The following is a 23,471-nucleotide window of genomic DNA, read 5'->3' on the forward strand; positions in this document are numbered from 1 at the left end:
AAGCAACTCGAAGAATCGCCAGCAGTACAGATGCACCAGCATCGGATAAATCTTCCCAAACCCTCATACGCCGCGCCCTGGAAAACCTTGCAGAAGCGCACTAAACACCCTCCCGACCTGCCCACGACTCCGTCTCTAAGCTCCGGAAGGTGACCTATGGCCGGTCGAGGCCCCGCACCGAAGGTCCCCAACCGCCGAGCACGGCGCGACTCCGAGTCCGCCCCGCAGCCCCTTCTCCGTTTCGAGCACGTCGAGCCTCCAGAGCTGTCCGACTTCCGGCTGCACGACGAGGAGGAGTTGGTCGAGTACCAATGACCCGAGCGGACCCGGGAGTGGTGGGACCGGTGGCGCAATAGCGCCCAGACCGAGCACTTCTCCTCGACGGATTGGCAGTTTCTCCTCGACACCACTCTTCTCCACGACCGACTGTGCTCCGGGGAGACCACGGTGGCCGCCGAGCTGCGGCTGCGGGTCACCAAGTTCGGCGCGACGGTCGAGAACAGGGCGAGGTTGAGAATGCAGTTCGCCGCCGCGGACGAGGCCGGCGCCAAACACCCCACCCCCGCTGGCAAGTCCGCGCGGGAACGGCGCGGTGCGCACATGGGGGTCGTCCGCGGCCTTCCCGCGAAGCCAAAGGACGCAGAGCGAGCTTGACCAAGGGGTGATAGCCCATCCCCTGGAAGCCGAACGTCCCCGGCGAGGTCCCCACCCTCGGATACAGGTGATCGACTGGATCGCCGAGATGCTCGCCGCCCCCGATCGGGCCCACTACCAGCCCTTCGTTCTGTACTCCGAGCAAGAGGACTTCATCTTGAAGTTCTACGAGCTCGATCCGCGCACCGGCCGTCGCCGGTACCGGCGCGCGGTGCTGTGCCGGCCCCGAGGGTGGGGCAAGAGCCCCTTGTTGGCGGCGATCCCGATCGTGGAGGCGCTCGCCCCGATCTACCCGGACGGGGGGACGCCGAAGGGCAGCCGGTCGGCAAACCGTGACCCGAGGTGCGCACGCCGTTGGTGCAGATCGCGGCGGTCTCCGAGACGCAGACGAAGAACACCTGGTCACCACTGCTGGAGATGCTCCAGGGACCGGTACTGGACGCCTACCCCGGGCTGGAACCGCTGGAGGGTTCGTCAACCTGCCCAAAGCGGGCAGGATCGAGCCGATCACCAGCAGCGCGCGGACGATCAAGGGCAATCGGCCGATCTTCGCGGTCCTGGACCAGTCCGAGGAGTGGGTCCGCTCCAACCGCGGCACCAAGTTGGCCGAGACCATCCGGATCAACGCCGCGAAGACCGACGGGACCTTGCTGGAGTCCCCCAACACCTACGCCCTTGGTGAGGGCAGCGTCGCGGAGATGTCCGCGCGGGACTGGCACCGCATCCTCGAAGGTCGCGCCCTTGACAACGGAATGTTCTATGACATCCGCGAGGCCCCGCCGGACACCGGCCTCTACGACCATGACGAGCTCCGCCAGGCCCTGGCCTACGTCTACGGCGACAGCGCGGACGTCAACGGTGGCCACGTCGATCTGGATGCCCTGATCGGCACGATCATGGACTCCTCCACCGACCCGCAGACCGCGCGGGCGGACTTCCTCAACCAGGCCGCTCACGCCCGAACTCGTATCCATCCCAGCCTGAGTGGGGTGCGCGCCGACGCGAGAACCGCGCCCGGGCCGACGGTGACACGGTGAACGCCGGGGCTCGACGGCGCGATCCGCGACGACAGCACGGTGCCCGTCCGCGGATCACCCCTTGCCACTGGCGGAGCAACCGGCACCGGATCATGATGGCCGCGGTGAGTTGGAGCAGTCCGCATTGATTGCCCACGCTCTCGGCATCCCCGCACGGCTGCACACCGGATGGGGCAGGAACACGCCGGAAACCTCTGTGGCCGTGTCCGCGGGGGCAGAGCTGTTCCGCCACCGCCCCGGACGGCTCTCGGTCATCCGCGCCCGCTACCGGGCCGACGCCGAAGCTACGAGCCTTTCGACTGGGCGTGCGTCCCCTTCGGGATGGAACACCCCACCTACCTTCAGCAGGTCTCCGAGCAGGCGTCGCGCCTCCCCCGGGTGCGGCGGGTCGTCGTGCCACAGCGGGGGCGGGGATGACGCTCGCCGCGATCCTGCGCGGCCTGAACGCCGCCGGCAGCCCCTCCCCAGTGCTCGACGTGCGGGTCGGCGGCGACCCCACCCGGATCCTGAACCGGTACGCGCCCGGATGGGAGAACCGCGCCAGGCTCGTGGACGCCCAGGACGGCTTCGACACCGCAGCCGGCAACGCGCTCGGTGACCTGCGCCTGGATCCGCACTACGAGGCCAAGTCCCTGCCCTTCCTCCGGGAGGGCGACCTGCTGTGGGCGGTCGGCATCCGCGCCTCCGCCCTCACCTGAAAGACGTTCCCGGCAGGCACCAGGAACACCCAACACCAGGCGGGGCGCAGCATCCTCGCCATCACCACACCGCCTGCGATCCCCGCCGGGCGACCAACGTGTCCTCCAGCGTGTGGCTCCACCACCCCCACTCCTCTCCCCGGGTGGATGTCGAGCCCGCTGGAGGACACCCCTCCCCTCGCCTGCGCCTAGGAGGACAGCCCCATGAGCACGCCGCTGATCACCGTCGCCAACGCCGACGACGACACCCGCCGCCGCGCCGTCGAGGCCCTCATCACCAGGGCGTGCAGATCCAGGCCGCCATCCTTCATGACGAGGCCCCGGGCATCCCGAGTGCGCCCGGGCGTGACTTCGCCGGTGTGGTGCTCGGAACGGGACTCGCCGTGATCTTCGGCGCGCTGACCGTCTACCTGACCTACCTCGGCGGCCGGTGGATCGCCGCGACTGTCCTCAGCGCCCTGTTCAGCCTCGTCGGCCTGGTCGAAATCGTTGTCTCCCTCACCGAGTAGGAGCCACGGCCGATGTTAACGAGCGTGAACATGTCAGTGATCCCGCCGCGATACGCGCTCCGACCACCGCTCTCGCCTCGACAACGGGCGCACATCCGGAGGAGACGGTGGGAAACCCCGGCAACGTGTAGTTGCGCAGGGGCCGTCGCGGACTCCGGTAGCCAGATGCTTAGCGCCTCCATGGCGTTGGTGAGGCTGCTGCGCTGCTGGGTTCGGCTGGCTCGGCTTGGTGTTGACGGCCGCGAAAATGTCCGTGCGCAGACGCAGGAGACAGACGCGCAAAAGGCCCCGTGGTGAGGAAAGCGGAGCCCGGTACTGCGGTTCAGCGGGTCGGGGTCTTGGCGGCCTCCTCGGGGGCGGTGGGCTTGAGGAGCTTGAGGCCCACCACACTGCCCACGATGCCGGCCAGCAGTGCCAGGCGCAGCGCCGTGGCCGGCTCCCCACCCGTGAGCATCGACCACGCCACCGTGAAGGCCGCCCCGAGCCCGGCCCAGACCGCGTAGGCGGTGCTCATGGGGATGCGCTTGGCCACGTAGGCGAGCGTGGCCATGCCCGGGATGAGCGCGGCGACGAAGACCAGCGACGGAACGAGCTTGGTAAAGCCCTCGCTCTGCCCCAGGGCGGTGGCCCACACCGCTTCCAGGAGGGCGCTGATGATGAGAACGAACCAGGCCATTAGCCGACCACCTTCAAACCGATGATGCAGCCGATCAGGACGAGTAGGAGTCCGCCACGTCCCAGGGTCAGCTGCTCCTTGCCGCGCGCCACGGGGTAGAGCACGGTCAGAACCGCTCCGATGCCCACCCAGACCGCGTAGGCGGTTCCGGTCGGGATCGCCGTCATCGCGTAGGCGAGCCCGACCATGCTCAGGACCAGGGCGACGACGAACAGCACCGTGGGCCCCTTCTTCCTGAACCCCTGGCTGGCACCTATCGCGCTCGCCCACACCGCCTCCATCAGGCCCGATGCGACCAGCAGCACCCACGCCATGAATCCCCCTCCACGTTCCCGCACAGTTGTGCGACTATGTTCCACCCCATAGTCGCACAGTTGTGCCACAATAGGCAAATGCCTCGATCTATGGACCTCCAAGCACGAGAACGCCAGGTCATCGAAGCCTCCTGGCGCGTCATCGCCCGCCAGGGGATGCGCGCCCTGACCGTCCGCAACATCGCCCAGGAGGCAGGACTGGCCCCCAGCTCCCTGCGCTACGCCTTCCCCACCCAGGACAGCGTGCGCGAGAAGTCCATCCGCGCCGTGCTGGAGCGACTACGCGAGCGCGTGGCCGCCATCGCGCCCGACTCGCCTTCCTGGGCCTGGCAGACCCTCCAGGAACTGCTGCCGCTGGACGACGAACGCCGTCTGGAGATGGAGGTCTCGCTCGCCCTGGGCACGGCGGCCGTCACCGACCCGCTGCTGGCTCCGCTGCGCGCCGAACTCGACGCCGAGGTGTACAGCTTGTGTGAACGGGCCTGCGCCGCCCTGGGGTTGGAGCGGCCGGGGCTGGCGCGAGAGCTCCAGGCGCTCATCGACGGCCTGGCCCTGCACGTGGTTCTCGTTCCCGGCGACGACGGCCGGTGGACTCTGGAGGTGCTGCGGCTACGCCTCCAGGAACTGGGCGTGGCCTGCGACTGAAGACGGCTCGCCCGTCTCGCCGGGCCGGGGCGCCGTTGCACACTCACAGGCTGCAGCCAGGTGCTCGGCTGGCCTTATCTTCGTATTTGGACCGCGCTCGACCGCCACCAGGGCCACCCAGGAACAACCGGGCCGCTGACGCTGTGCCGCACACGTAGGTCATGGGATGCGGATCGGCGTGGTGACCGGACAGCAGCGGGCCGCAGCGGAGAGCACTGTTGAGCTGGTTCAGCCGTTCGGAGCAGAGGAGACCACATTCCTGGCAGCAGGCTGTTGGGGTTCGCCCAGCGCCGTGCGGCGTTGTCTGGGAGGCGTGCGCCGAGGGCCAGGCCGGGGCCAGGTTGGTCGCCCACGCCCTGAGAAGACGGAGCAACCGACGTGCAGGCCACTACGGACAGCGGTCGGGTACCGAAATCTCCCAGAGCGGACAACTATCCAACGTAACAAGCGGAGATGGTGGGCATCGCTACCGACTGGGAAGGCTCACGACACCGCGAGGAGCTCCCTCCGAACTGGCAAAGCTTGCGCGTCCACGTCATCGAACGCGACCACGGCCTGCGCCAGTGGCGCATGTCCGACGGCAGCATCTGCGCGGAGGCCGGCACAGACGTGGACCACATTCGCAACCGCGATGACCACCGCCTCCGTAACCTTCAACTGCTGTGCTCCTGGCACCACGCGACCGCAAGACCGCGAGGGAAACCAACGCGGCGAAGCCATGCTTCTCACCACGCCGTCCATGTGAGGTCCACCCCGGCCTGCTCTGACCCACGTAGGCACATGAGCGACTCACCCGAAATACCCGCAGTGTGGCACACCCCAGAGTGCCCGCCCGAGGAAGTGGCGCTCCCCTAGGACCACAGAGCACGGGCGAAGTGCTACCGAACCCAGCACTCAGGGGTCTTAGCCAGAACTAGGCCGCTGCGGTTTCACGAAAATCAAATTCCCCGTCCTTGAAGTCAGCACAGCGGTCGGAAGCACGCCCCAGCTCCCTGCCTCCAGCGTTGTAAACACGCACCTTCAGTTCCTTCTTCGAAATCGTGTCCTTATAGGTCCCCTCGATCCGAGGGACAGACCAGGATCCCGTGCTAGAGGTCCTCACAGTCGTTTCATGAGAGGATCGAAGCTTCCCATTATCGAAAATCTCTCGAACGACTTCGACGTTGATGTTCCCGGGGTAGTCCACACCACTAGCGTTCACATATAGAGTCTTCTTGCTATCGTCGCAGGTGATTGACGCCGAAGTCTCGGCAGCCCGCGCAACGCCCTGGAGGCCGAAGATAAGGGCAACAGCCATGGCGCTGATGACACAAGAGCGGAATGCCCCAGTCCGGAGGTTCAAGGCAGACTCCTAATTCACTTTCCAAACAGTTTCTCGAAAGCGGTATCGAAGACACGAGAAGCCTCAGGTGACACAGAAATAAGCCCCTGATCATCAGCCAGCAGCGGGACATGACCATGGGCTTCTGAGTACTTGTTCACCCGGACAACATGACTTCTCACATCCTCCTCGTGAGCACCTGTCGCCCGGGCAACATCAAGGACCGAGAGTTGTTCCCCAGGATGCTGACAGAGGTAACGCAACGTCCTCGCGGCAGGAGCCTTGAGGGTCTTCAAGAAAAGCTCCGCGTCTACGTCGTCAACCAGATCATGAGACCATGGGCGTGTCGGATCAGCGGCAGGGTTCTCTTCCACGGAAACTCATCTCCAAGAATCATTTGCGATCCCTTCCCCCAGTGTAGCGAAGCGCAAGCGATTCATGCCCGACGAGTCTTCAGGATGTTCCCACCAAAAGGGTCAAACCAAGCATTCCATGAGCGCCCACCTCTGAGAGGGCGCCCCCTTCTCCCCCGAGAGGCCCCGGGAAAATGCCGCCGTCCGAATTTTGTACGGATCTGGGGATTTTGAGGCTCCCGCACTGCTGAGCCCCGTTCAGAGACGCTTCACATCCTCCAGGGTCATGCTCACCGAGCTCCAGGACCTACGAGGCAAACGATCATCCCTGGTTCTGAACGGGACCAATACAGGAACACGAAAGCCGCGACAACGCCTATGAAAAGCGCGAGACCTTCGGTCAGGGCGCGCGACCTTTCCTTGCCTGGCTCACGCGCGAGCAGAACCCCGCACACAGCAACCAATGAGGCGGCCGAGGCGAAAGTGAGAAGTGTATGCAATCGGCCCCGCGTTCCGCCAGACCCGCCTCCTACGTCGGTGCCGCTGTCGCGAAGAAGGCACGAGAAAGCACGTGCGCAACGATGCGGCGGTGGAACGCGCGGGGAGACCCGAGCACGCGCGGGCCCCGGGACGCACCCGCTTCACTGCGCCTCTCGTTTACGCCGAAGGCCCAGGGTCATGCTGGAAGCGCCCCAGAGCAGGAGCGTGATCACCATGCCGAGACGGGACAGCGGGGGTTCTTCGGTGATGGTGTAGGTCTCGTCACCGACGACGACCTCCCAGGAGCACACCCGTCCGGGGGCAGCCAGGACCAGCTTCCCGTGCCATACAGGGAGCTGTCCGGTGTCAGGGGGCAGGCCAGGGAATCACTGGTGTACCACTCCAGCCCGAGGAGGGCGAGCCAGACCAGAGTCACGACCGACCACAGAACCGCCCAGCCGTTGAACAGGGAGGCAACCGACTTCTTTTCTTCAACGTTTTTCACCGGAAGGTGCTACCACCACGGACGACGAAACAAACCATCCCTACAGGAAAGTTCCTCCCCCCATCCACCACCCTCGAGTCACATATCTTGTATATGTTGACACGCGGAATGGATGAAGAAATTCCGGACCGGGTTTTCTGCGGGAGCCAGCGATGGATTCCCGGACCCGGGAGAGAATACGGGAGGAGATCGGCGTGCTGGACGAGCCCCTCTCTCTCCGGATTGGTAGTCGGTACGCCTGGGGGGCAGAGTTCAAGCGCGGCAGGGCCGGCTCAACGAGCGGCGGAACTACTTCACCGGGGAACCTCCGCTTCCGGTACCGCCGAAAGGGGTGCGGGACCAGGAAAAGCGGTTCCAGGAGATCGCCCGGACGAACATCTGCGGCCTGATCGCCAACTCCAGTGTGAACCGGTTGGCGGTGACCGGCATCGCGGGCCCGGACGGGGAACCCGATGAGGCCGCGTGGACGTGGTGGAAGACCAACCGGCTCCCCGCCCGCCAGAAGCAGCTCTACCGGTCCGCGCTGTCGCAGTCGGTGGCCTACGTCGTGGTCGGCCCGCACCCCCAGGACCCGCGCCGTCCCCTCATCACACTCGATCACGCGCGCAACGCCATCATCGAACGCGCCCCCGCGACCGGAGATGCGGTGGCGTGCCCCGCCAGCTCAACCCCGTCGTGGTGGTGGACGCCGCCGTGAAAAAGAGCCTCGGCTACCCGTTGTCGGTGATCGCCGAGGACATGGGCGAGCCGCTGCCGCGGATCAAGCGGATCACCACCACGGCCGCCGCGGACCAGATGATCGCCGCCGCCCTCCGGAACCAGACCGGCGCCCCGGCAGCGCCGCAGCCGCCCACCAGGGTGACCGGTGAGTGAGGCAACGAACGGGCTCGTCACCGAATACGCCAACACCAGCCAGCGGCTCCGCACCATCCTTCTCCAGGTGCTCGCGGAGATCTTCGACGGACTCGGGGCGTGGCACACCCACGACATGGACGCCTTTCTCGAACAGGCCCTGCCGGTGGAGCGCCGCGCACGGGGCGATGGCGTCGCTCACCGACGCCGACCTAGCCCAGGCCCTCGCGGACCGGCTTGGCCTCGTTCCCACACCGCTCGGTATCGAGGCCGTGCCGGCTCCGCGCGGTGTCCCTGTGGAGAAGACGTACCGGCGACCGTTCGTGCAGGTGTGAGCCGACCTCGCCCAGGGCCGCCCCTCGCCGAGGCGATACAGGCCGGACAGGTCCGGCTCGCGTCCATCACGGCGACGGATCTCCAGCTCGTGCGCACCCACACCACCCGGGATGTCCTGGCAGAGGACGGGCGGATGGTCGGGTACGCGCGTGTCCCCAAGAGCGGGGAGACCTGCGCCCTGTGCTTGATCGCCTCGACGCAGACATATCGCAAGAAGGACCGGATGCCGATTCGAGTGGGCCTCCACCGACAGATGCGGCGGAGCTTGATGACACGGCGCTCACCGCGGGCGGGAACAGCGTGGTGAGTGATCCCGACGGCTGGAGACATCGGCCATGTCCGCCTGGCCATGTGCACGGTAGCGGCTCGCCCGTTGTCCGGCGGTGCTGCGGCCTGCCCGTCTTCTACGTCGATACCGAAGGGTTGTCCGAGAACGGGGTGTTTCGCGAGTACCTGATCGAGGGGGCGCGCAGGTGACACCATCGTCCGTCAGGAAGCCATCCGATCCCCCACCGGCTACGGTGAGGGAGCCGTTATCACCGCTGCGGGAAGAGGTCCTGTGGACGAGACCGTGTGGAACGGGTGCGTCGTCATGATCACCAACCGGGCAGGGGAGATTCTGCTCCAGCACCGCGACGACATCCCCGGCATCTGCTGGCCCGGCCACTGGACGATGCCCGGAGGACAGCAAGAGCCGGGCGAGACCTGGGAGCAGACCGCTCTTCGGGAGGTACGCGAGGAGACCGGTATCGTCCCCGAGGACCTGCGCGAGCTGGACGTCACCCCCGACGATCCGGCCGCGCCGCGGCCGAAGGTCTACACCGCCACCTGGGACGGCCCGGAAAGCGCGCTGGTGCTCGGAGAAGGCCAGGCGTTGGGCTTCTTCCCGCTGGACGCCCTGCCCGCCCCCATGCCCCCGCACATCCTCGGCTACATCGCCCACGTGCAGAAGCTCAACGCCGGCCGCTAGCAGGACAGCCGAAAGTTCCCCCGGCTGAATGGGGAGAAGGTCATGCCCTGGCGAGGGCGACGATGGTACAGCCCAGACTCATGCCCAAGCCGCATCGCCGGTGTATGGGGCCAGGTACTCGGTTTCCCGGTGCCCGAGTGGGCGCGATGCGGAAATCCCGGATCGGACAACAGGGTGCGTCATCGCCGCACCGGTAGGGAGCTGAGACACCGTCATCGGAGCGGCTCCGCGAAGACACCGCGCCCGGTGGCCGGGCGCTCCCATGCGAAGGCGAGCGCGTCGGCCAGGAGCAGGCCACGTCCGTGCTCGTCCAAAAGTTCGGCCGGCGGAGTGCGGAGGAATGCGTGTTCTCGAAGGGGCCACCACCCCGGACCTCGACGCGGATTCGGCCGGTGTAGACGAGGATCCCGACCGCGGACCGTCTGCCAGCGGTTCCGCCGCGGGGGTGTTCGACGGCGTTGGCCCTCTGGGAGGGCGTGCGCTCGGGGGGCCGGGAACCGTACAGACGACGCGGACCGTCCTGAGCACCGTGCGTGGACGCGGGATCAGCCCGGTACACGACCTCGGCACCAAGGCCACCGAGGTCCTGCGAGTCCCCTGCCCCGTCCCTTCCCTCCAGCTCCGGAGGACCACTCATGGAGATCACGCTCACCCCTATCGCCACCGTCGTCAGCGGACGCGACGAGGTCACCGACGACCACTGGGGAGGGGGCCGATCGGTCATCCGGCTCAACGAGGACCTGCCCGTGGACACCCCCAGGGCCTGGACGAGTTCTCCCACATCCAGGTCGTGTGGCACTTCAGCCGGGGGTCGGAGGCCGACGTCCACCTCGGCGCCCGACACCCCCGAGGGAACACGGCCTGGCCGCAGACCGGCACGTTCGTCCACCGCAACCACCGGCGTCCCGCGAGGATCGCCGTCTCCCACCCCCGTCTGCTCAGGGTCGAGGGACGCGACCCGCACGTGGAGGACCTGGACGCCGTGCGGGGAACCCCCGTCCTCGACATCGCGCCGTGGTTCACCGAGTTCGGCCCTCGGGGCGAGGTGAGCCGGCCCCGTTGGCCCACAGAGATGCTCGCCGGCTACCGGGAAACACCGACCCCCCGCCCGTAGGGGCGGCCCTATCGCCGACCTCCGCGGCGTCCCGCCCCGGCCGATCACCCTCACTCTCCGTCATCGGCCTCAAAACCGAAGCCGGCTCCCGAAGCACCGTGGATTTGCCATCACCCTGCCATCACGGGGACCGGAGACGACCGGCATGAGAAGGGGCCGACCGGAACTCCGGTCGGCCCCGTGAGGCGTCCTGCAAGCGCGTTTCTACAGGTACTGGCCGGTGTTGGCGACGGTGTCGATGCTCCGGCCGGAGTCGGCGCCCTTCTTGCCCGAGACCAGGGTCCGGATGTAGACGATCCGCTCGCCCTTCTTTCCGGAGATGCGCGCCCAGTCGTCGGGGTTGGTGGTGTTGGGCAGGTCCTCGTTCTCGCTGAACTCGTCCACGCACGCCTGGAGCAGGTGCGCGACGCGGATGCCCTTGACCCCGGTGTCGATGAAGTCCTTGATCGCCATCTTCTTGGCGCGGTCGACGATGTTCTGGATCATCGCCCCGGAGTTGAAGTCCTTGAAGTACAGGACCTCCTTGTCGCCGTTGGCGTAGGTGACCTCCAGGAAGCGGTTCTCCTCGGTCTCGCCGTACATCCGCTCGACGACCCGCTGGATCATCGCGTCGACGGTGGCCTTCGGGGAGCCACCGTGCTCGGCCAGGTCGTCGGCGTGCAGGGGCAGGTCGGCGGTGATGTACTTGGAGAAGATGTCCCGGGCGGCCTCGGCGTCGGGACGCTCGATCTTGATCTTGACGTCCAGGCGCCCCGGACGCAGAATCGCCGGGTCGATCATGTCCTCGCGGTTGGAGGCGCCGATGACGATGACGTTCTCGAGGCCCTCGACACCGTCGATCTCGCTGAGGAGCTGGGGAACGATCGTGTTCTCGACGTCGCTGGAGACCCCCGACCCGCGGGTGCGGAAGATCGAGTCCATCTCGTCGAAGAACACGATGACCGGGGTGCCCTCGCTGGCCTTTTCGCGGGCCCGCTGGAACACCAGGCGGATGTGGCGCTCGGTCTCGCCCACGTACTTGTTGAGGAGCTCGGGCCCCTTGATGTTGAGGAAGAAGCTCTTGCCGACGTCGCGGCCGGTCTTCTCGGCGACCTGCTTGGCCAGCGAGTTGGCCACGGCCTTGGCGATGAGCGTCTTACCGCACCCCGGCGGACCGTAGAGCAGCACGCCCTTGGGCGGGCGCAGCCGGTGCTCCTGGAACAGCTCCTTGTGCAGGTAGGGCAGCTCGACCGCGTCGCGGATGAGCTCGATCTGGCCGCCGAGGCCACCGATGTCGGTGTAGGCGATGTCGGGGACCTCCTCCAGGATGAGCTCCTCGACCTCGGACTTGGGGATGCGCTCGTAGACGTAACCGGAGCGGGCCTCCATGAGCAGGGAGTCGCCGGGGCGGATCGGCTGGTCGCGCAGCGGTTCGGCGATCCGGACGATCTTCTCCTCGTCGTGGTTGGAGATCACCAGCGCGCGGTCGCCGCCCTCGAGGATCTCCTTGAGCATGACGACCTCGCCGACACGCTCGAAGGACTGCGCCTCGACGACGTTGAACGCCTCGTTGAGCATGACCTCCTGGCCCGGCCTGAGGTCGGAGATCTCCACCGACGGGCTGACGTTGACCCGCATCTTGCGCCCGTTGGTGAAGATCTCGACGGTCTCGTCGTCGCGCGCCTCGAGGAACACCCCGAACCCCGAGGGCGGCTGGGCCAGCCGATCGACCTCCTCCTTCAGCGCGACGATCTGGTCACGGGCCTCCTTCAGGGTCGCCACGAGCCGCTCGTTCTGTCCGTTCGTCGCGGCCAGGGCGGCCTGCGCCTCACGGAGACGATCCTCGAGCAGCCTCACGTGACGGGGGGAATCGGCGAGCTTGCGCCGGACTACGCTGAGTTCCTTCTCCAAATAGGAGACCTGAGCCGTGAGTTCCGCCTCACGGTCGCGCTCCGCCTGACGCTCGTCGTCGAGATCGGCCACGTCCGCCACCTCCCTAGAAGAGGACGACTACTCGGAACCCTACCTACCCATAGCCTTTTCCTAACCTCTCCGCGACGTCCAGTGTCGAACGACTCACTTTTCGATCTTGTAAACGCCTAGCTCAGCCTGGTAACGGCCGCTGGGGCGTAATGAGAACGTAACGTGTCGATCATGCCTCGGCCGGGCCCCGGGTGTCCTCCGCGGCCACCTGCTCGGCGGGGGTCACGTCCTCCGTCTTCTGGACCGCCTTCCAGTCCTCGCCGTAGGCGCCCTTGGCGGGGCGACGGCGGCGCTCGGGGGCGACGGCCCCGTCCGCCAGCCGGCGCGCGGTCACCAGGAACCCGGTGTGCCCGATCATCCGGTGGTCCGGGCGCACCGCCAGGCCTTCGACGTGCCAGGTGCGCACCATGGTCTCGAACGCGCTGGGCTCGTAGAAGGAGCCGTGCTCGCGCAGCGCCTCGGTGATGCGCGAGACCTGGGTGGTGGTGGCGACGTAGACGCAGATGAGCCCACCGGGGATGAGGGCGTCGGCGACGACGTCCAGGCACTCCCACGGGGCGAGCATGTCGAGGACGACGCGGTCGACCTCGGTCTCGGCGATCGACTCGGCGAGGTCCCCGACCGTGAGCCGCCAGGCCGGGTGCTCGCGTCCGAAGAAGCGCTCGACGTTGGCGCGGGCGATGTCGGCGAAGTCGGCACGGCGCTCATAGGAGGAGACCATGCCCTCCTCCCCCACGGCGCGCAGCAGCCAGCACGACAGCGATCCCGATCCCGCGCCCGCCTCGATGACGCGCGCGCCCGGGAAGATGTCGGCCTGGGCCACGATCTGCGCGGCGTCCTTGGGATAGACGATCGTCGCGCCGCGCTTCATCGACAGCGTGAAGTCCGCGAGGAGCGGACGCAGCGCCACGTAGACGGTTCCCGAGGTCGCCCGGACGACGCTGCCCTCGGGGCTGCCGATGAGATCGTCGTGGTCCAGACGCCCACGATGGGTGTGGAAGGCCGTGCCGGCACGCAGGGTGATGGTGTGCATCCGTCCCTTGGGGTCGGTCAGCTGCACGATGTCGCCGTCTTCGAAGGGTCCGCGGCGGCCATGGATGCCGGTCACTGGGTTCTCGTCTCTCACTTCGGGGGTGGTGCAACGGGGAGGATACGGTCGCCCAGGGTATCCGCGATGACCTGCAACGGTGTAATCGGCCAAGCGGGGCACCCCAGCGGGGCCCGCGAGCGCCTCCCGCAGGCGGTTGAATACGGGTAGGGACGTGGCCACGGTCCCTCCGACAGGCCGGACGAGCGGCCGGTCGGGGCCGAGACGGAAAGGCATGGACGCGCATGGCGAACGAGGCGCCCAAGGTGGGCCTGGGCATCGACATCGGCGGAAGCGGGATCAAAGGCGCACCGGTGGACCTGTCCACCGGAACCTTCATCGTGGACCGGATGAAGCTGGCCACCCCCCAACCCTCCACGCCACGGGCGGTCGCCGCGGCCGTGGCCGAGATCGCGGCGGCCTTCCCCGAGCACGTGGACCCCGGCTGTCCGCTGGGGGCGACCTTTCCCGCCGTGATCCAGCACGGGGTGGCGCGCAGCGCCGCCAACGTCGACAAGTCCTGGATCGGGGTGAACGTCGAGGAGCTGCTCGCCGAGGCGACCGGGCGCGCCGTGCACGTGCTCAACGACGCCGACGCCGCGGCGGTCGCCGAACACCGCTACGGCGCGGCGGCCGGGGTGCGGGGAGTGGTGTTGTTGACCACCTTGGGCACCGGCATCGGCACGGCCCTGCTCGTGGACGGCCGGCTGGTCCCCAACACCGAGTTCGGGCACCTGGAGATCGACGGGCACGACGCGGAGAGCCGTGCCGCCTCCAGCGCCAAGGAACGGGAGGACCTGTCCTACGAGCGCTGGGCGCGGGAACGGCTGCAACGCTACTACTCGGTGGTCGAGGACCTGCTGTGGCCGGACCTGATCGTGGTCGGCGGCGGGGTGAGCCGCAAGGCCGACAAGTTCCTGCCCCACCTGCGGCTGCGCACCCCGATCGTGCCCGCGCAGCTCCGCAACACGGCCGGCATCGTGGGCGCCGCGGCGCTGGCCGCCGACCTGTTCGACGGGGCCTGACCGCCTCCCGCGGGCGGGCTCCCCACGGCCCCGCCGGCGGGTCAGTACTGCCCCGGCAGGAGCATGCGGACGATGCGGCGGGCCGCCTCGCTGGTCCGGGACGCCGGGGTGAGCGGGGTCAGCGCCCACCACGCCCCCTGGTCGTCGGGGCAGTCCAGCCACCACCACAGCCGTCCTCGATGCGGACGGAGAATGGCCCGGCGCCGCGGGCCCTTCGGGTCGATGCCGTCGGCGCGGCGTGGAGCCGCCTCGACGGCGCCCGTGCCACCATCGGGACGGACCTCAAGGCCCGCCGCGCGGAGTTCGAGCGTCAGCGCACGCAAGGCATAGGCCCACTGCACATCACCCCTGCCTCGGTCAAGGCAGTGACCGTCTCCGGTCAGCATCGAGCCATCCTCGATGGGCGTTTCAGGGGGCATCTGGGGATCCACTTCAACAAGATTTCCCACGCGAACGGGACTTTGGTCCCTTGACTCTGCCCCTTCCGGGGAGGCGGCATACCCCTTTTATGCCCATCACGCATTGCATCAATTGTCTTACACATAGCCACCGGACCTCGATGACCTCCCTAATCTAGGCTCATGCCCCAGCGTGACGGTGCTCTGCCTCCGGAGTTTTGGACCCGCCCCGCCGTAGCGTCCGCGCTCTCCTCGTGCGACGTCGCGGCGATCATCGAGGCCATCCGGCTCGCTCACGGATGGTCCCAGTCCCACCTGGCCCGGACACTGGGGTACTCCCAGAGCTGGGTGTCCCGGGTGGTCAACGGCCAGCAGTCGTTGACCATCGACCAGGTCAGGGAGGTCTCCCATCGGCTGGGAGTCCCGGTCCACCTGCTCCGGTTCGCAAGCGCCGGGCCCATCCCCGGCGCGTCGGCACCCTCACGTCCCTCCACCACGCGTGTGGCGGGCGACGGAAAGGGGGCGGATCCCACGAGACGCCGGGATTTCGGAAAGGTCCTCGCTCTGGCGACGCTGCCGCGACCGGCCGGGGCCGGGCGCGGCGACATCGACGAGACAACCGCTCCCACGCTGCGCGCCATCACCGGCGGGCAGCGGCGCCTGGACGCTTCGGCGCCGGCGCGCGAGCTCGCCAACGCCGCAGTGGCCCACCTGGAGCTGACCGGGCGCACGCTGGCGCGCGCCCACCGCACCCCCTTCGCGCGCGACATCGCCGCGGCGGCCAGCGAGGCCGCCGGCTTCGCGGCCTGGTTGCACGTCGACATGGGCGACGACGGTTCCGCGCGCCGTCACTACCGCGCCGCGGTCGAGCGCGCCGGTCAGGCCGGGCACGCGCTGCTGGCCGCCTACATGCTCGGCAGCCTCGCGGCGTTCGAGATCGACGACGACGATCCCTCCCTCGGATTGACCCTGACCGCCGAGGCGGGACGGCGGCTCGGCCACAACGCCCACCCCACCGCGCGGGCCTGGCTGGCGTGCGTTCGCGCCCTGGGGCACGCGGGACGGGGCGATGCCGCCGCGGCGCACCGCGAGATCGCCTCGGCCGAGGCCGCGGTGAACCGCTCCGACAACTCCGAACCCCCCTGGCCGTGGGTGTTCGCCTTCGACGAGGCCAAGGTGGCCGGCTACCGGGCGTTGACGGCGGTGCGGCTACGCCAGCCCAACGAGGCCCGGCGGGCCTTCTCCGACGCCTTCGGCGGCGTCCGGCCCGGAGCCAAGCAGGGCGCGGTGCTCATGGTCGAGCTCGCCAGCGCGCACGCCGACGCCGGCGACGTCGACGAGGCGTTCCGTCTGGCGGGCGAGGCGCTGCGCACGGGCGTCCTCTTCCGGTCCGAACGGATCATCGGCCGGGTACGCCGGTTCCGCCGCCACTACCGTGGGCCCCGGGCGCGTTGTGTGAGCCTGCTCGACGAGCAGCTCACCGAGGCCCTGCTCTCCGGAGCGCTGCCCGCCTGACCCCCTATCCCCCGAAGAAGCCGAGGAGGACACTGCGATGCGTCGCGTCGCGATCACCGGCCACCGGGAACTACCGGTGGACCTGCAACGTGTCGTCGACCGTGAACTGCGCCGGCACCTCGGCGGAGACGGCTCCCCTCTGGTGGGCCTGACCTGCCTGGCCGACGGCGCGGACACGATCTTCGCCCGCGCGGTCTTAGACGCCGGAGGCACGCTGGAGGCCGTCGTGCCGGCCGAGGGGTACCGTCGCTCCCTGCCGGCCTGGCATCGGGCGGTCTATGACGCGCTGCTGCCGCGCGCCCGGCAGGTGCACCGGCTCCCGTTCGCGGAGTCCACCCCCGAGGCCCACCTGGCGGCCGGCCGGCTGCTGGTCGACGAGTGCGACGAGCTGGTCGCGGTGTGGGACGGCGAACCCGCCCGCGGTCCGGGCGGTACCGCGGACGTGGTCGCCTACGCCCGGGAACGCGAACGCCCGGTGCTGGTGATCTGGCCCGAGGGCGAACGGAGGTGAGGAGCGCCCGCGCAGCGGGCGCGCTCAGGAACCGGTGACGGCCGCCTGGACGTCGCTGCTGCGCAGAACGCCTTCGACACGCCCCCCGGACCCCGTGAGGAGGTACTCCTGCGCGGGGTGCGCGTGCAGGGCCTCCAGCAGCTCGACGCCCTCCAGGCCGGCGTCGAGCACACCCCCCGGCAGGATCGCGCGGGCGGCGCTGGACAGGGGCACCCAGGGCCGGCGCGCCTCGGGGATGGCGGCGATCGCGGCGTCGCTGACGATCGAGGTGGGCGTGTCGTCGGTGTCGATGACGACGATCGCCTCGGCACCGGCCTCGTCCATGCGCCGCAGCCCCTCGGCCACGGAGGTGTCGGCGGTCAGGAGTATCGCCTCGCGGGCCAGGCTCCGGGCCCGCAGGCCCGGCAGGCGCTCGCGCAGGCGCGCGGCGCGCAGCGACGACGTGGCACCGGACCAGATGAACCCGCCGAGCAGCACGGCCCACAGGATCGCGAAGAGGTTCGGCGAGCCGGCCGTCCACCATGCGGACAGGAAGGGCAGCGCGATGACGGCGGCGGCCAGCGCCCGCCCCACCCAGGCGGCGGCCAGGGTCCCCGCGTAGGGGCGGCGGGTCACCCCCCACACCAGCGCGCGCAGCAGCCGACCGCCGTCCAACGGCAGGCCGGGCAGGAGGTTGAACACCCCGACGAGCAGGTTGGCGACCCACAACTGCCACAGGAGCACGCCGACGATGGTGTCGGGGTCGGCGAACCCGTAGGCGACAAGCCCTCCGGCGGCCAGCACCAACGACAGCAGCGGCCCGGAGAAGGCCACCCAGAACTCCCGTCCCGGGGTCGGCGCCTCGCGTTCGATCTCCGAGACCCCGCCGAGCATGTACAGCGTGATCCGGCGGACCGGCAGCCCGTACCTGCGGGCCACGACGGAGTGCGCGAGCTCGTGGACGAGCACCGAGGCGTACAGCAGCACCGCGAAGACGAAGGCCACGAGGTAGGACAGCGGGCCGAGGGCGAGCCTCCCCTCGACCAGTGGCGCGTAGAGCACCGTGATGATCGCCGCGATGATCAGCCAGGAGGGCGCCACGTGGACCGGGATGCCGAACGGGCTTCCCATGCGAAGGGTCCGGCGACCGCCCTTCGCGCTGTCGGCCCGGGAACGTCGTGGGGGGTCGGGGCGATCTCGGTGCGTCACACTGCCAGGCTACGCGGTCGGCCGCGGTCGCCGTGCCGCGGTGGAGCCCGCGTAGGCTGGGGCCATGTCCTCCCCGCACGCCCCCTCCCCGGCTCGGGCGCTGTCCCCCTCCCGGGCCACCGACTTCCTCCAGTGCCCCCTGTTGTTCCGGCTGCGTGTCATCGACCGGGTCCCCGAGCGTCCCAGCCCCGCCGCGCTGCGCGGCACGTTGGTCCACGCGGTCCTGGAGCGGCTCTTCGAGCTCGCGCCCGACACCCGCACCCCCGACTCCGCGCTGGCGCTGCTGGAGCCCCAGTGGAACCGGTTGCGCGAGAAGCAGCCCGAGGCCGCGGAGCTGTTCGCCGACGAGGACGAGCTCGCGGCGTGGCTCGACGGGGCGCGCGAGGCCATCAGGCGCTACTTCTCGATGGAGGACCCGGGGCGGCTGGAGCCACGCGAACGTGAACTGCGCCTGGAGGTGACGCTGGAGTCGGGGCTGCGGCTGCGCGGTTACGTCGACCGTCTCGATGTCGCGCCGGACGGGCGCATCCGCGTGGTGGACTACAAGACCGGCAAGGCCCCGGCCAAGCCCTACCGCGACAAGGCCTGGCTCCAGGTCCACTTCTACGCCCTGATGGTCTGGCGCGAGTTCGGCGAGATCCCCACCCGCCTCCAGCTGATGTTCCTGGGAGACGGGGAGTGGCTGTGGTACGAGCCGACAGAGGCCGACCTGCGTGAGGTCGAGAAGAGGATCACCGACATCTGGTGGCAGATCGAGGAGACCGCCCGCTCCGGGCAGTGGCGGCCCCGCAAAAGCCCGCTGTGCGGGTGGTGCGACCACCGCGCGCTGTGCCCGGAATTCGGCGGGACCCCGCCCGAGCTCCCCGCCGGCGGGCAGGCGACCGTCTTCGCGCCGCTGCCACCCGAGACGGCCGTGAGGCCCGACCCGCGCGCGTGAACGGTTCCGGGGCCGCGCGGCGGCCCCGGATGGGGGACAATCCCCTCATGCCCATCAGCGTCCTGCTCGTCGACGACCAGCCCCTGCTGCGCACCGGTTTCCGGATGATCCTGGAGGGGCAGCCGGAGATCTCGGTGGTCGGGGAGGCCTCCGACGGTTACGGCGCGCTGGCCTCGGCCAGGCGTCTGCTGCCCGATGTGGTGCTGATGGACATCCGCATGCCCGGCAGGGACGGGATCGCGGCGACCCGGGACATCCTGGACTGGGCGAAAGAAGCCGGGCAGCGGGTCCGGGTCCTCGTGCTGACGACCTTCGACCTGGACGAGTACGTGGTCGAGGCGCTGCGCGCGGGCGCCAGCGGGTTCCTGCTCAAGGACGTGCCTCCCGACGAGCTGGTCACCGCGATCCGGGTGGTGGCCGAGGGGGCCGCGATCGTCGCCCCGACCGTGACCCGGCGGCTGCTGGACCGCTTCGCCGCGCGCCTTCCCTCCGCGCGGCCGGCGCCCGCCCCGGCCGTCGACCGGCTGACCGAACGCGAGCGCGAGGTCCTGCGCCTGCTGGCGCGCGGCCTGTCCAACGCCGAGATCGCCGAGCGCCTGTTCGTCAGCGAGACCACGGTCAAGACGCACGTGGGCAACGTGTTGACGAAGTTGGGGCTGCGCGACCGGGTCCAGGCCGTCGTCCACGCCTATGAGACCGGTGTGGTGCGTCCCGGCGAGGACGACTAGCCCCGCGCGGTCGCGCCCCTCGGGTTCGGCGCCCCGGTGACACACCTCACCCGGACCGGCGTCCTCGCGCGCCAACCCCTGCGGCGAGGCGGACGTCCCACGGATGGCCGCCCGCGACGCGACCGCCCGGCACCGCTTTCCTATGGTGCCGTGGCGACACCGCCGGATCGGGTAGAGCCGTCCCATGACCCGACACCAGGACCCTGGTTCCTGACGGGTCCCCTCATGCCCGAGGAGGTATCGAAACCCACCGATGGCGCAGCGACCAGAACGGCACGACCCGCCGAACGAAGAGAACCCACTGAGCCGGCTCCGGGACTGGCGAGCCGCCCGGGAGTCCGAGATCCACGCCGAGGGCCTCGACGACGACGTCGTGGAGCTTCCCGACCCACGCGCGATCGATCTCGTGTTGCGCGTCGGCGAACTCCTCCTCGCCAGCGGGGAGGGCACCGAGGCCGTGAGCGAGTCGATGCTCAGCCTGTCGGTGGCCTTCGAGCTGCCCCGCAGCGAGGTGTCGGTGACGTTCACCGCCATCACCCTGTCCTGCCACCCCGGGGGCGACCACCCCCCGATCACCGGCGAGCGCGTGGTGCGCCGGCGCACGCTCGACTACTTCCGGGTGGGCGAGCTGCACGCGCTGGTCCAAGACGCCGCGCTGGGACAGGTGGAGCTGGAGGAGGCGATCGCGCGGTTGCGCGCGATCAAACGGGCCCGGCCTCCCTACCCCAACTGGCTGCTGGTGTGCGGTTTCGGGCTGATCGCCTCCAGCGCGAGTCTGATGGTCGGCGGGCAGTTCATCGTCGCCACCGCGGCGTTCCTCGCGACGGTGCTGGGCGACCGCGCCTCGGTGATCCTGGCCAAACGCGGTGTGGCCGAGTTCTACCAGATGGCCGCGGCCGCGGTGATCGCCTCCAGCATGGGGGCGGCGCTGCTGTGGGTGAGCTCGGAGCTGGACCTCGGCCTCCAGGCCGGCGCGGTCATCACCGGCAACATCATGGCGCTGCTGCCGGGACGCCCGCTGGTGACGAGCCTGCAGGACGGGATCAGCGGCAGTTACGTCTCCTCCGTGGCGCGGCTGCTCGAGGTCTTCTTCACCCTGGGCGCGATCGTGTCGGGGGTGGGCGCGGTCGCCTACACCGCGGTCCGCCTGGGGGTGGACGTCAACCTGGAGAACCTGCCCTCCGCGGGCACCTCCCTGGACGCGGCGGTGCTCGTGGGGGCCGCCGGGATCGCGATCGCCTTCGCGGTCTCGCTGGCCGTGCCCTGGCGCATGCTGCCGGCGATCGGGGCGCTGGGGGTGCTGATCTGGGTGATCTACGTGGGCCTGCGCACGCTGCTGGAGGTCCCCCCGATCGTGGGGACCGGCGCCGGGGCCGTGGTGGTGGGCGTCATCGCGCACTGGCTGGCGCGGCGCACCCAACGGCCGGTGCTGCCCTACATCATCCCCTCCATCGCGCCGTTGCTGCCCGGCAGCATCCTGTACCGGGGGCTGCTGGAGATCAGCCTCAACGACGCGGTGGCGGGGCTGCTCAGCCTCTCGGAGGCGGTCGCGATCGGGCTGGCCCTGGGGGCCGGGGTGAACCTGGGCGGCGAGCTGGTGCGCGCCTTCCAGCGGGGTGGCCTGGCCGGGGCCGGCCGGCTGGGGCGTCCGGCCGCCCGGCGGACCCGCGGCGGCTACTGACCGGCCCGGGCACACGTCGGCCCCTCGCCCGTGCGGGCGAGGGGCCGACGTGTCGGGAAGCCCTCGGTGTCAGGCCGCCGTGCCCTCGGAGGCCGCAGCCTTCTTGGCCTCGGCGCGCAGCCGGGCGCGCTCGGCGCGGTGGGCCTTGGCCTCGTCGGGGTCGAGGACGGGGGCCGCCGCGAGCAGCTGACGGGTGTACTCGTGCTGCGGGTCCTCGTAGACGGAGTCGCCGTCGCTCATCTCCACGACCCGGCCCTTGCGCATGACCGCGACCCGGTCGCTGACCTGGCGGACCACCGCGAGGTCGTGGGCGACGAAGATGAGCGTCAGGTTGAAGTCGTCCTGGAGCTCCGAGAGCAGGCGCAGCACCTGGTCCTGGGTGGAGACGTCCAGCGCCGAGACGGGCTCGTCACAGATCACCAGCTTGGGCTGGAGGATCAGCGCGCGGGCGATCGCGATGCGCTGGCGCTGGCCGCCGGAGAAGGCGTGCGGGAACCGGTTGTAGTGCGAGGGCTCCAGGCCGACGCGCTCCAGCAGCTCCTGGACCTTCTTCTTGATGAGCTTGCCGTCCTTCTCGCCCTGCACCTTCAGCGCGGTGCCGATGCTGTCGCCGATCGTCAGACGCGGGTTCAGCGACGAGTAGGGGTTCTGGAAGATCATCTGGATGTCGCGGCGCAGCGGGCGCAGCTGCCGCTCCGGCAGCTTGGTGATGTCGCGTCCCTCGAACAGGATCCTGCCCTCGGTCGGCTGGAGCAGCCGCATGATCATCCGCGACAGGGTGCTCTTACCCGAACCGGACTCGCCGACGATGCCCAGCGTCTCACCGCGGTACAGCTCGAAGGAGACGTCGTCGACCGCGTAGAAGTCGCTGGCCTTGCCGAACATGCCGCCACGCACCTTGAAACGCTGGCGGACGTTCTCGACCTTGAGCAGCGGCTCGCCGGGGGTGGTGGACTCCTGCTTCTCCGGCCGGACGCTGGCGCCGGTGGGCTGCGGGGCCGCCGCGGAGCCGCCCTCGCGAGCGGCGCGGTCGGCCCGGATCTCGGCCCGGCGCTGGGCGCGGGAGACCTCGACCCGCGGGACGGCCGCGAGCAGCGCCTGGGTGTAGGGGTGCTCCGGCTCGCTGAGCACGGTGCGCACGTCGCCGCGCTCGACCGCCTTGCCCTTCTTCATGACCAGGACCTCGTCGACGGACCCGGCGACGACCGCGAGGTCGTGACTGACCAGGATCAGCGCCATACCGAGGTCTTGACGCAGGTCCTCCAGCAGGTCGAGGATCTGGGCCTGCACCGTCACGTCCAGCGCCGTGGTGGGCTCGTCGGCCAGCAGCACCTTGGGCTCGCAGACCAGTCCCATCGCGATGAGGACGCGCTGGCGCATACCGCCGGAGAACTCGTGCGGGTAGGAGTTGATGCGCTTGGCCGGGTCGGGGATGCCGACGCGCTCCAGCGCCTCGACGGCCCGGGCGCGCGCCTCCGCGGTCGAGGCGGAGGGGCGGTGGGTGCGGTAGGCCTCGATGAGCTGGTTGCCGATCGTGTACTGGGGGTGCAGCGACGACATCGGGTCCTGGAAGACCATCGCGATGTCGTTGCCGCGCAGTTCACGGATGCGGGCGTCGGAGGCGCTGACGATGTCGGTGCCGGCCACGGAGATCTCTCCGGTGATGCGGGCCTTGGTGCCACGGTGCAGGCCCATCAGGGCCAGCGACGTCGCGCTCTTGCCGGAGCCGGACTCGCCGACGATTCCCAGCGCCCCGCCGGGCGCCACCTCGAAGGACAGCCCGTCGACGGCGTGGACGTCACCGTCCATCGTCGGGAAGGTGATCTTGAGGTCACGGACGCGGACCACCGGCTCGGTGGTCGGTTCGGCGCTGTGTCCGGTTGGGGTCATTGCCGGTCTTCCTTCGGCTCGAAGGCCCCGGACGCAAAGGCGGGGCACACAGAGAGATGGTCGTCGTCGGGTACTGGCCGGCCCC

The 23,471-nt window shown here is 69.4% G+C and carries 26 protein-coding genes and 1 pseudogene; 16 read left to right on the forward strand and 11 right to left on the reverse strand.

Annotation, left to right across the window (positions count from 1 at the left end; all coding sequences use genetic code 11):
* Positions 1-156 precede the first annotated feature (156 nt).
* The 4 genes and pseudogenes from B5D66_RS25795 (at position 157) to B5D66_RS25805 (ending at position 2,389) form a co-directional block, all read left to right on the forward strand.
* Complete coding sequence (locus B5D66_RS25795) at positions 157-315, forward strand: hypothetical protein (protein WP_200813754.1); 159 nt, start codon at positions 157-159, stop codon at positions 313-315.
* Between the two features lie 15 nt (positions 316-330).
* A pseudogene (locus B5D66_RS26625) lies at positions 331-654 on the forward strand (phage terminase small subunit); the annotation flags it as partial.
* A gap of 332 nt (positions 655-986) precedes the next feature.
* On the forward strand, positions 987-1,691 hold the full coding sequence (locus B5D66_RS25260) for a hypothetical protein (protein ID WP_144390262.1): 705 nt from the start codon (positions 987-989) through the stop codon (positions 1,689-1,691).
* A gap of 413 nt (positions 1,692-2,104) precedes the next feature.
* On the forward strand, positions 2,105-2,389 hold the full coding sequence (locus tag B5D66_RS25805; protein ID WP_078763764.1) for a hypothetical protein: 285 nt from the start codon (positions 2,105-2,107) through the stop codon (positions 2,387-2,389).
* A 188-nt stretch (positions 2,390-2,577) separates the two neighbouring features.
* On the opposite strand, the gene B5D66_RS26390 is transcribed toward B5D66_RS25805, so the two are convergent.
* Entirely contained in the window at positions 2,578-2,700 is a 123-nt protein-coding gene (locus B5D66_RS26390) for a hypothetical protein (RefSeq protein ID WP_268805639.1), read from the reverse strand.
* Positions 2,701-2,748: 48 nt separating this feature from the next.
* On the opposite strand from B5D66_RS26390, the gene B5D66_RS25570 reads away from it, so the two are divergent.
* Positions 2,749-2,898 (forward strand): hypothetical protein, encoded by a 150-nt coding sequence (locus B5D66_RS25570; protein ID WP_159457303.1) that lies wholly within the window; start codon positions 2,749-2,751, stop codon positions 2,896-2,898.
* Positions 2,899-3,220: 322 nt separating this feature from the next.
* On the opposite strand, the gene B5D66_RS22285 is transcribed toward B5D66_RS25570, so the two are convergent.
* A complete protein-coding gene (locus tag B5D66_RS22285; RefSeq protein ID WP_078763766.1) occupies positions 3,221-3,574 on the reverse strand; it encodes a DMT family transporter in 354 nt (117 codons plus the stop codon).
* The gene (locus tag B5D66_RS22290) at positions 3,574-3,888 is read right to left on the reverse strand and encodes a DMT family transporter (protein ID WP_078763767.1); all 315 of its coding nucleotides are present in this window, start codon (positions 3,886-3,888) and stop codon (positions 3,574-3,576) included. The genes B5D66_RS22285 and B5D66_RS22290 overlap by 1 nt, the downstream gene beginning before the upstream one ends.
* Before the next feature lie 78 nt (positions 3,889-3,966).
* Between B5D66_RS22290 and B5D66_RS22295 the strand changes: the two genes are divergently transcribed.
* A complete protein-coding gene (locus B5D66_RS22295) occupies positions 3,967-4,533 on the forward strand; it encodes a TetR/AcrR family transcriptional regulator (RefSeq protein WP_144390263.1) in 567 nt (188 codons plus the stop codon).
* 913 nt (positions 4,534-5,446) lie between these two features.
* Here B5D66_RS22295 and B5D66_RS25270 read toward each other — a convergent pair.
* From B5D66_RS25270 to B5D66_RS25810, 3 genes are all read right to left on the reverse strand, one after another.
* Positions 5,447-5,830: a hypothetical protein gene (locus B5D66_RS25270; RefSeq protein ID WP_144390264.1), complete on the reverse strand. Its 384-nt coding sequence runs from the start codon at positions 5,828-5,830 to the stop codon at positions 5,447-5,449.
* A 59-nt stretch (positions 5,831-5,889) separates the two neighbouring features.
* Positions 5,890-6,228 carry a hypothetical protein gene (locus B5D66_RS25275; protein WP_144390265.1) on the reverse strand — a complete coding sequence of 113 codons (339 nt, stop codon included), beginning with the start codon at positions 6,226-6,228 and terminating at the stop codon, positions 5,890-5,892.
* Positions 6,229-6,848: 620 nt separating this feature from the next.
* Complete coding sequence (locus B5D66_RS25810) at positions 6,849-6,998, reverse strand: hypothetical protein (RefSeq protein WP_200813756.1); 150 nt, start codon at positions 6,996-6,998, stop codon at positions 6,849-6,851.
* A gap of 525 nt (positions 6,999-7,523) precedes the next feature.
* Between B5D66_RS25810 and B5D66_RS22300 the strand changes: the two genes are divergently transcribed.
* From B5D66_RS22300 to B5D66_RS26395, 4 genes are all read left to right on the forward strand, one after another.
* Positions 7,524-7,889, forward strand: coding sequence for a hypothetical protein (locus B5D66_RS22300; protein ID WP_078763769.1), 366 nt, complete (start codon positions 7,524-7,526; stop codon positions 7,887-7,889).
* The gene (locus B5D66_RS22305) at positions 7,886-8,065 is read left to right on the forward strand and encodes a hypothetical protein (RefSeq protein WP_144390266.1); all 180 of its coding nucleotides are present in this window, start codon (positions 7,886-7,888) and stop codon (positions 8,063-8,065) included. The genes B5D66_RS22300 and B5D66_RS22305 overlap by 4 nt, the downstream gene beginning before the upstream one ends.
* A gap of 874 nt (positions 8,066-8,939) precedes the next feature.
* A complete protein-coding gene (locus B5D66_RS22315; protein WP_235001165.1) occupies positions 8,940-9,350 on the forward strand; it encodes an NUDIX domain-containing protein in 411 nt (136 codons plus the stop codon).
* Positions 9,351-9,690: 340 nt separating this feature from the next.
* Entirely contained in the window at positions 9,691-10,464 is a 774-nt protein-coding gene (locus tag B5D66_RS26395; RefSeq protein WP_268805642.1) for a TrmO family methyltransferase domain-containing protein, read from the forward strand.
* Between the two features lie 204 nt (positions 10,465-10,668).
* Here the strand turns inward: B5D66_RS26395 and arc are convergent, their stop codons facing one another.
* Together arc and B5D66_RS22330 are read right to left on the reverse strand one after the other, a co-directional pair.
* Entirely contained in the window at positions 10,669-12,435 is a 1,767-nt protein-coding gene (gene arc, locus B5D66_RS22325) for a proteasome ATPase (RefSeq protein WP_144390267.1), read from the reverse strand.
* A 160-nt stretch (positions 12,436-12,595) separates the two neighbouring features.
* The gene (locus B5D66_RS22330) at positions 12,596-13,534 is read right to left on the reverse strand and encodes a tRNA (adenine-N1)-methyltransferase (RefSeq protein WP_078763772.1); all 939 of its coding nucleotides are present in this window, start codon (positions 13,532-13,534) and stop codon (positions 12,596-12,598) included.
* Positions 13,535-13,758: 224 nt separating this feature from the next.
* Between B5D66_RS22330 and ppgK the strand changes: the two genes are divergently transcribed.
* Entirely contained in the window at positions 13,759-14,538 is a 780-nt protein-coding gene (gene ppgK, locus B5D66_RS22335; RefSeq protein WP_078763773.1) for a polyphosphate--glucose phosphotransferase, read from the forward strand.
* 41 nt (positions 14,539-14,579) lie between these two features.
* Here ppgK and B5D66_RS22340 read toward each other — a convergent pair whose 3' ends face one another.
* A complete protein-coding gene (locus B5D66_RS22340) occupies positions 14,580-14,924 on the reverse strand; it encodes a hypothetical protein (protein ID WP_235001166.1) in 345 nt (114 codons plus the stop codon).
* Between the two features lie 195 nt (positions 14,925-15,119).
* Between B5D66_RS22340 and B5D66_RS22345 the strand changes: the two genes are divergently transcribed.
* A complete protein-coding gene (locus tag B5D66_RS22345; RefSeq protein WP_078763774.1) occupies positions 15,120-16,451 on the forward strand; it encodes a helix-turn-helix domain-containing protein in 1,332 nt (443 codons plus the stop codon).
* A gap of 37 nt (positions 16,452-16,488) precedes the next feature.
* A complete protein-coding gene (locus B5D66_RS22350; protein ID WP_078763775.1) occupies positions 16,489-16,962 on the forward strand; it encodes a hypothetical protein in 474 nt (157 codons plus the stop codon).
* Positions 16,963-16,986: 24 nt separating this feature from the next.
* Here the strand turns inward: B5D66_RS22350 and B5D66_RS22355 are convergent, their stop codons facing one another.
* A complete protein-coding gene (locus tag B5D66_RS22355; RefSeq protein WP_078763776.1) occupies positions 16,987-18,072 on the reverse strand; it encodes a site-2 protease family protein in 1,086 nt (361 codons plus the stop codon).
* 142 nt (positions 18,073-18,214) lie between these two features.
* On the opposite strand from B5D66_RS22355, the gene B5D66_RS22360 reads away from it, so the two are divergent.
* The 3 genes from B5D66_RS22360 (at position 18,215) to B5D66_RS22370 (ending at position 21,496) form a co-directional block, all read left to right on the forward strand.
* Positions 18,215-19,087 carry a RecB family exonuclease gene (locus B5D66_RS22360; RefSeq protein ID WP_078763777.1) on the forward strand — a complete coding sequence of 291 codons (873 nt, stop codon included), beginning with the start codon at positions 18,215-18,217 and terminating at the stop codon, positions 19,085-19,087.
* A 47-nt stretch (positions 19,088-19,134) separates the two neighbouring features.
* Complete coding sequence (locus B5D66_RS22365; RefSeq protein ID WP_078763778.1) at positions 19,135-19,815, forward strand: response regulator; 681 nt, start codon at positions 19,135-19,137, stop codon at positions 19,813-19,815.
* Positions 19,816-20,068: 253 nt separating this feature from the next.
* Positions 20,069-21,496, forward strand: a complete 1,428-nt coding sequence (locus B5D66_RS22370; protein ID WP_078763779.1) for a threonine/serine exporter family protein — start codon at positions 20,069-20,071, stop codon at positions 21,494-21,496.
* Between the two features lie 69 nt (positions 21,497-21,565).
* Here the strand turns inward: B5D66_RS22370 and B5D66_RS22375 are convergent, their stop codons facing one another.
* Entirely contained in the window at positions 21,566-23,386 is a 1,821-nt protein-coding gene (locus tag B5D66_RS22375; protein ID WP_078763780.1) for an ABC transporter ATP-binding protein, read from the reverse strand.
* Positions 23,387-23,471 lie beyond the last annotated feature (85 nt).

Origin of the sequence: Marinactinospora thermotolerans DSM 45154, assembly GCF_900167435.1 — a bacterium.
GTDB lineage: Bacteria > Actinomycetota > Actinomycetes > Streptosporangiales > Streptosporangiaceae > Marinactinospora > Marinactinospora thermotolerans.

Bases quoted from the DNA above. Each gene is read 5' to 3' on its own strand.
- B5D66_RS22375 (WP_078763780.1), bottom strand. From the start codon at position 23,386: ATGACCCCAACCGGACACAGCGCCGAACCGACCACCGAGCCGGTGGTC.
- B5D66_RS22345 (WP_078763774.1), top strand. From the start codon at position 15,120: ATGCCCCAGCGTGACGGTGCTCTGCCTCCGGAGTTTTGGACCCGCCCC.
- B5D66_RS26395 (WP_268805642.1), top strand. From the start codon at position 9,691: ATGCGTGTTCTCGAAGGGGCCACCACCCCGGACCTCGACGCGGATTCG.
- B5D66_RS25805 (WP_078763764.1), top strand. From the start codon at position 2,105: ATGACGCTCGCCGCGATCCTGCGCGGCCTGAACGCCGCCGGCAGCCCC.
- B5D66_RS25795 (WP_200813754.1), top strand. From the start codon at position 157: ATGGCCGGTCGAGGCCCCGCACCGAAGGTCCCCAACCGCCGAGCACGG.
- B5D66_RS22285 (WP_078763766.1), bottom strand. From the start codon at position 3,574: ATGGCCTGGTTCGTTCTCATCATCAGCGCCCTCCTGGAAGCGGTGTGG.
- B5D66_RS22360 (WP_078763777.1), top strand. From the start codon at position 18,215: ATGTCCTCCCCGCACGCCCCCTCCCCGGCTCGGGCGCTGTCCCCCTCC.
- B5D66_RS22350 (WP_078763775.1), top strand. From the start codon at position 16,489: ATGCGTCGCGTCGCGATCACCGGCCACCGGGAACTACCGGTGGACCTG.
- B5D66_RS22370 (WP_078763779.1), top strand. From the start codon at position 20,069: ATGGCGCAGCGACCAGAACGGCACGACCCGCCGAACGAAGAGAACCCA.
- ppgK (WP_078763773.1), top strand. From the start codon at position 13,759: ATGGCGAACGAGGCGCCCAAGGTGGGCCTGGGCATCGACATCGGCGGA.
- B5D66_RS25270 (WP_144390264.1), bottom strand. From the start codon at position 5,830: ATGGCTGTTGCCCTTATCTTCGGCCTCCAGGGCGTTGCGCGGGCTGCC.
- B5D66_RS22290 (WP_078763767.1), bottom strand. From the start codon at position 3,888: ATGGCGTGGGTGCTGCTGGTCGCATCGGGCCTGATGGAGGCGGTGTGG.
- B5D66_RS26390 (WP_268805639.1), bottom strand. From the start codon at position 2,700: ATGAAGGATGGCGGCCTGGATCTGCACGCCCTGGTGATGAGGGCCTCG.
- B5D66_RS22365 (WP_078763778.1), top strand. From the start codon at position 19,135: ATGCCCATCAGCGTCCTGCTCGTCGACGACCAGCCCCTGCTGCGCACC.
- B5D66_RS22340 (WP_235001166.1), bottom strand. From the start codon at position 14,924: ATGCTGACCGGAGACGGTCACTGCCTTGACCGAGGCAGGGGTGATGTG.
- B5D66_RS22295 (WP_144390263.1), top strand. From the start codon at position 3,967: ATGCCTCGATCTATGGACCTCCAAGCACGAGAACGCCAGGTCATCGAA.
- B5D66_RS22355 (WP_078763776.1), bottom strand. From the start codon at position 18,072: ATGGGAAGCCCGTTCGGCATCCCGGTCCACGTGGCGCCCTCCTGGCTG.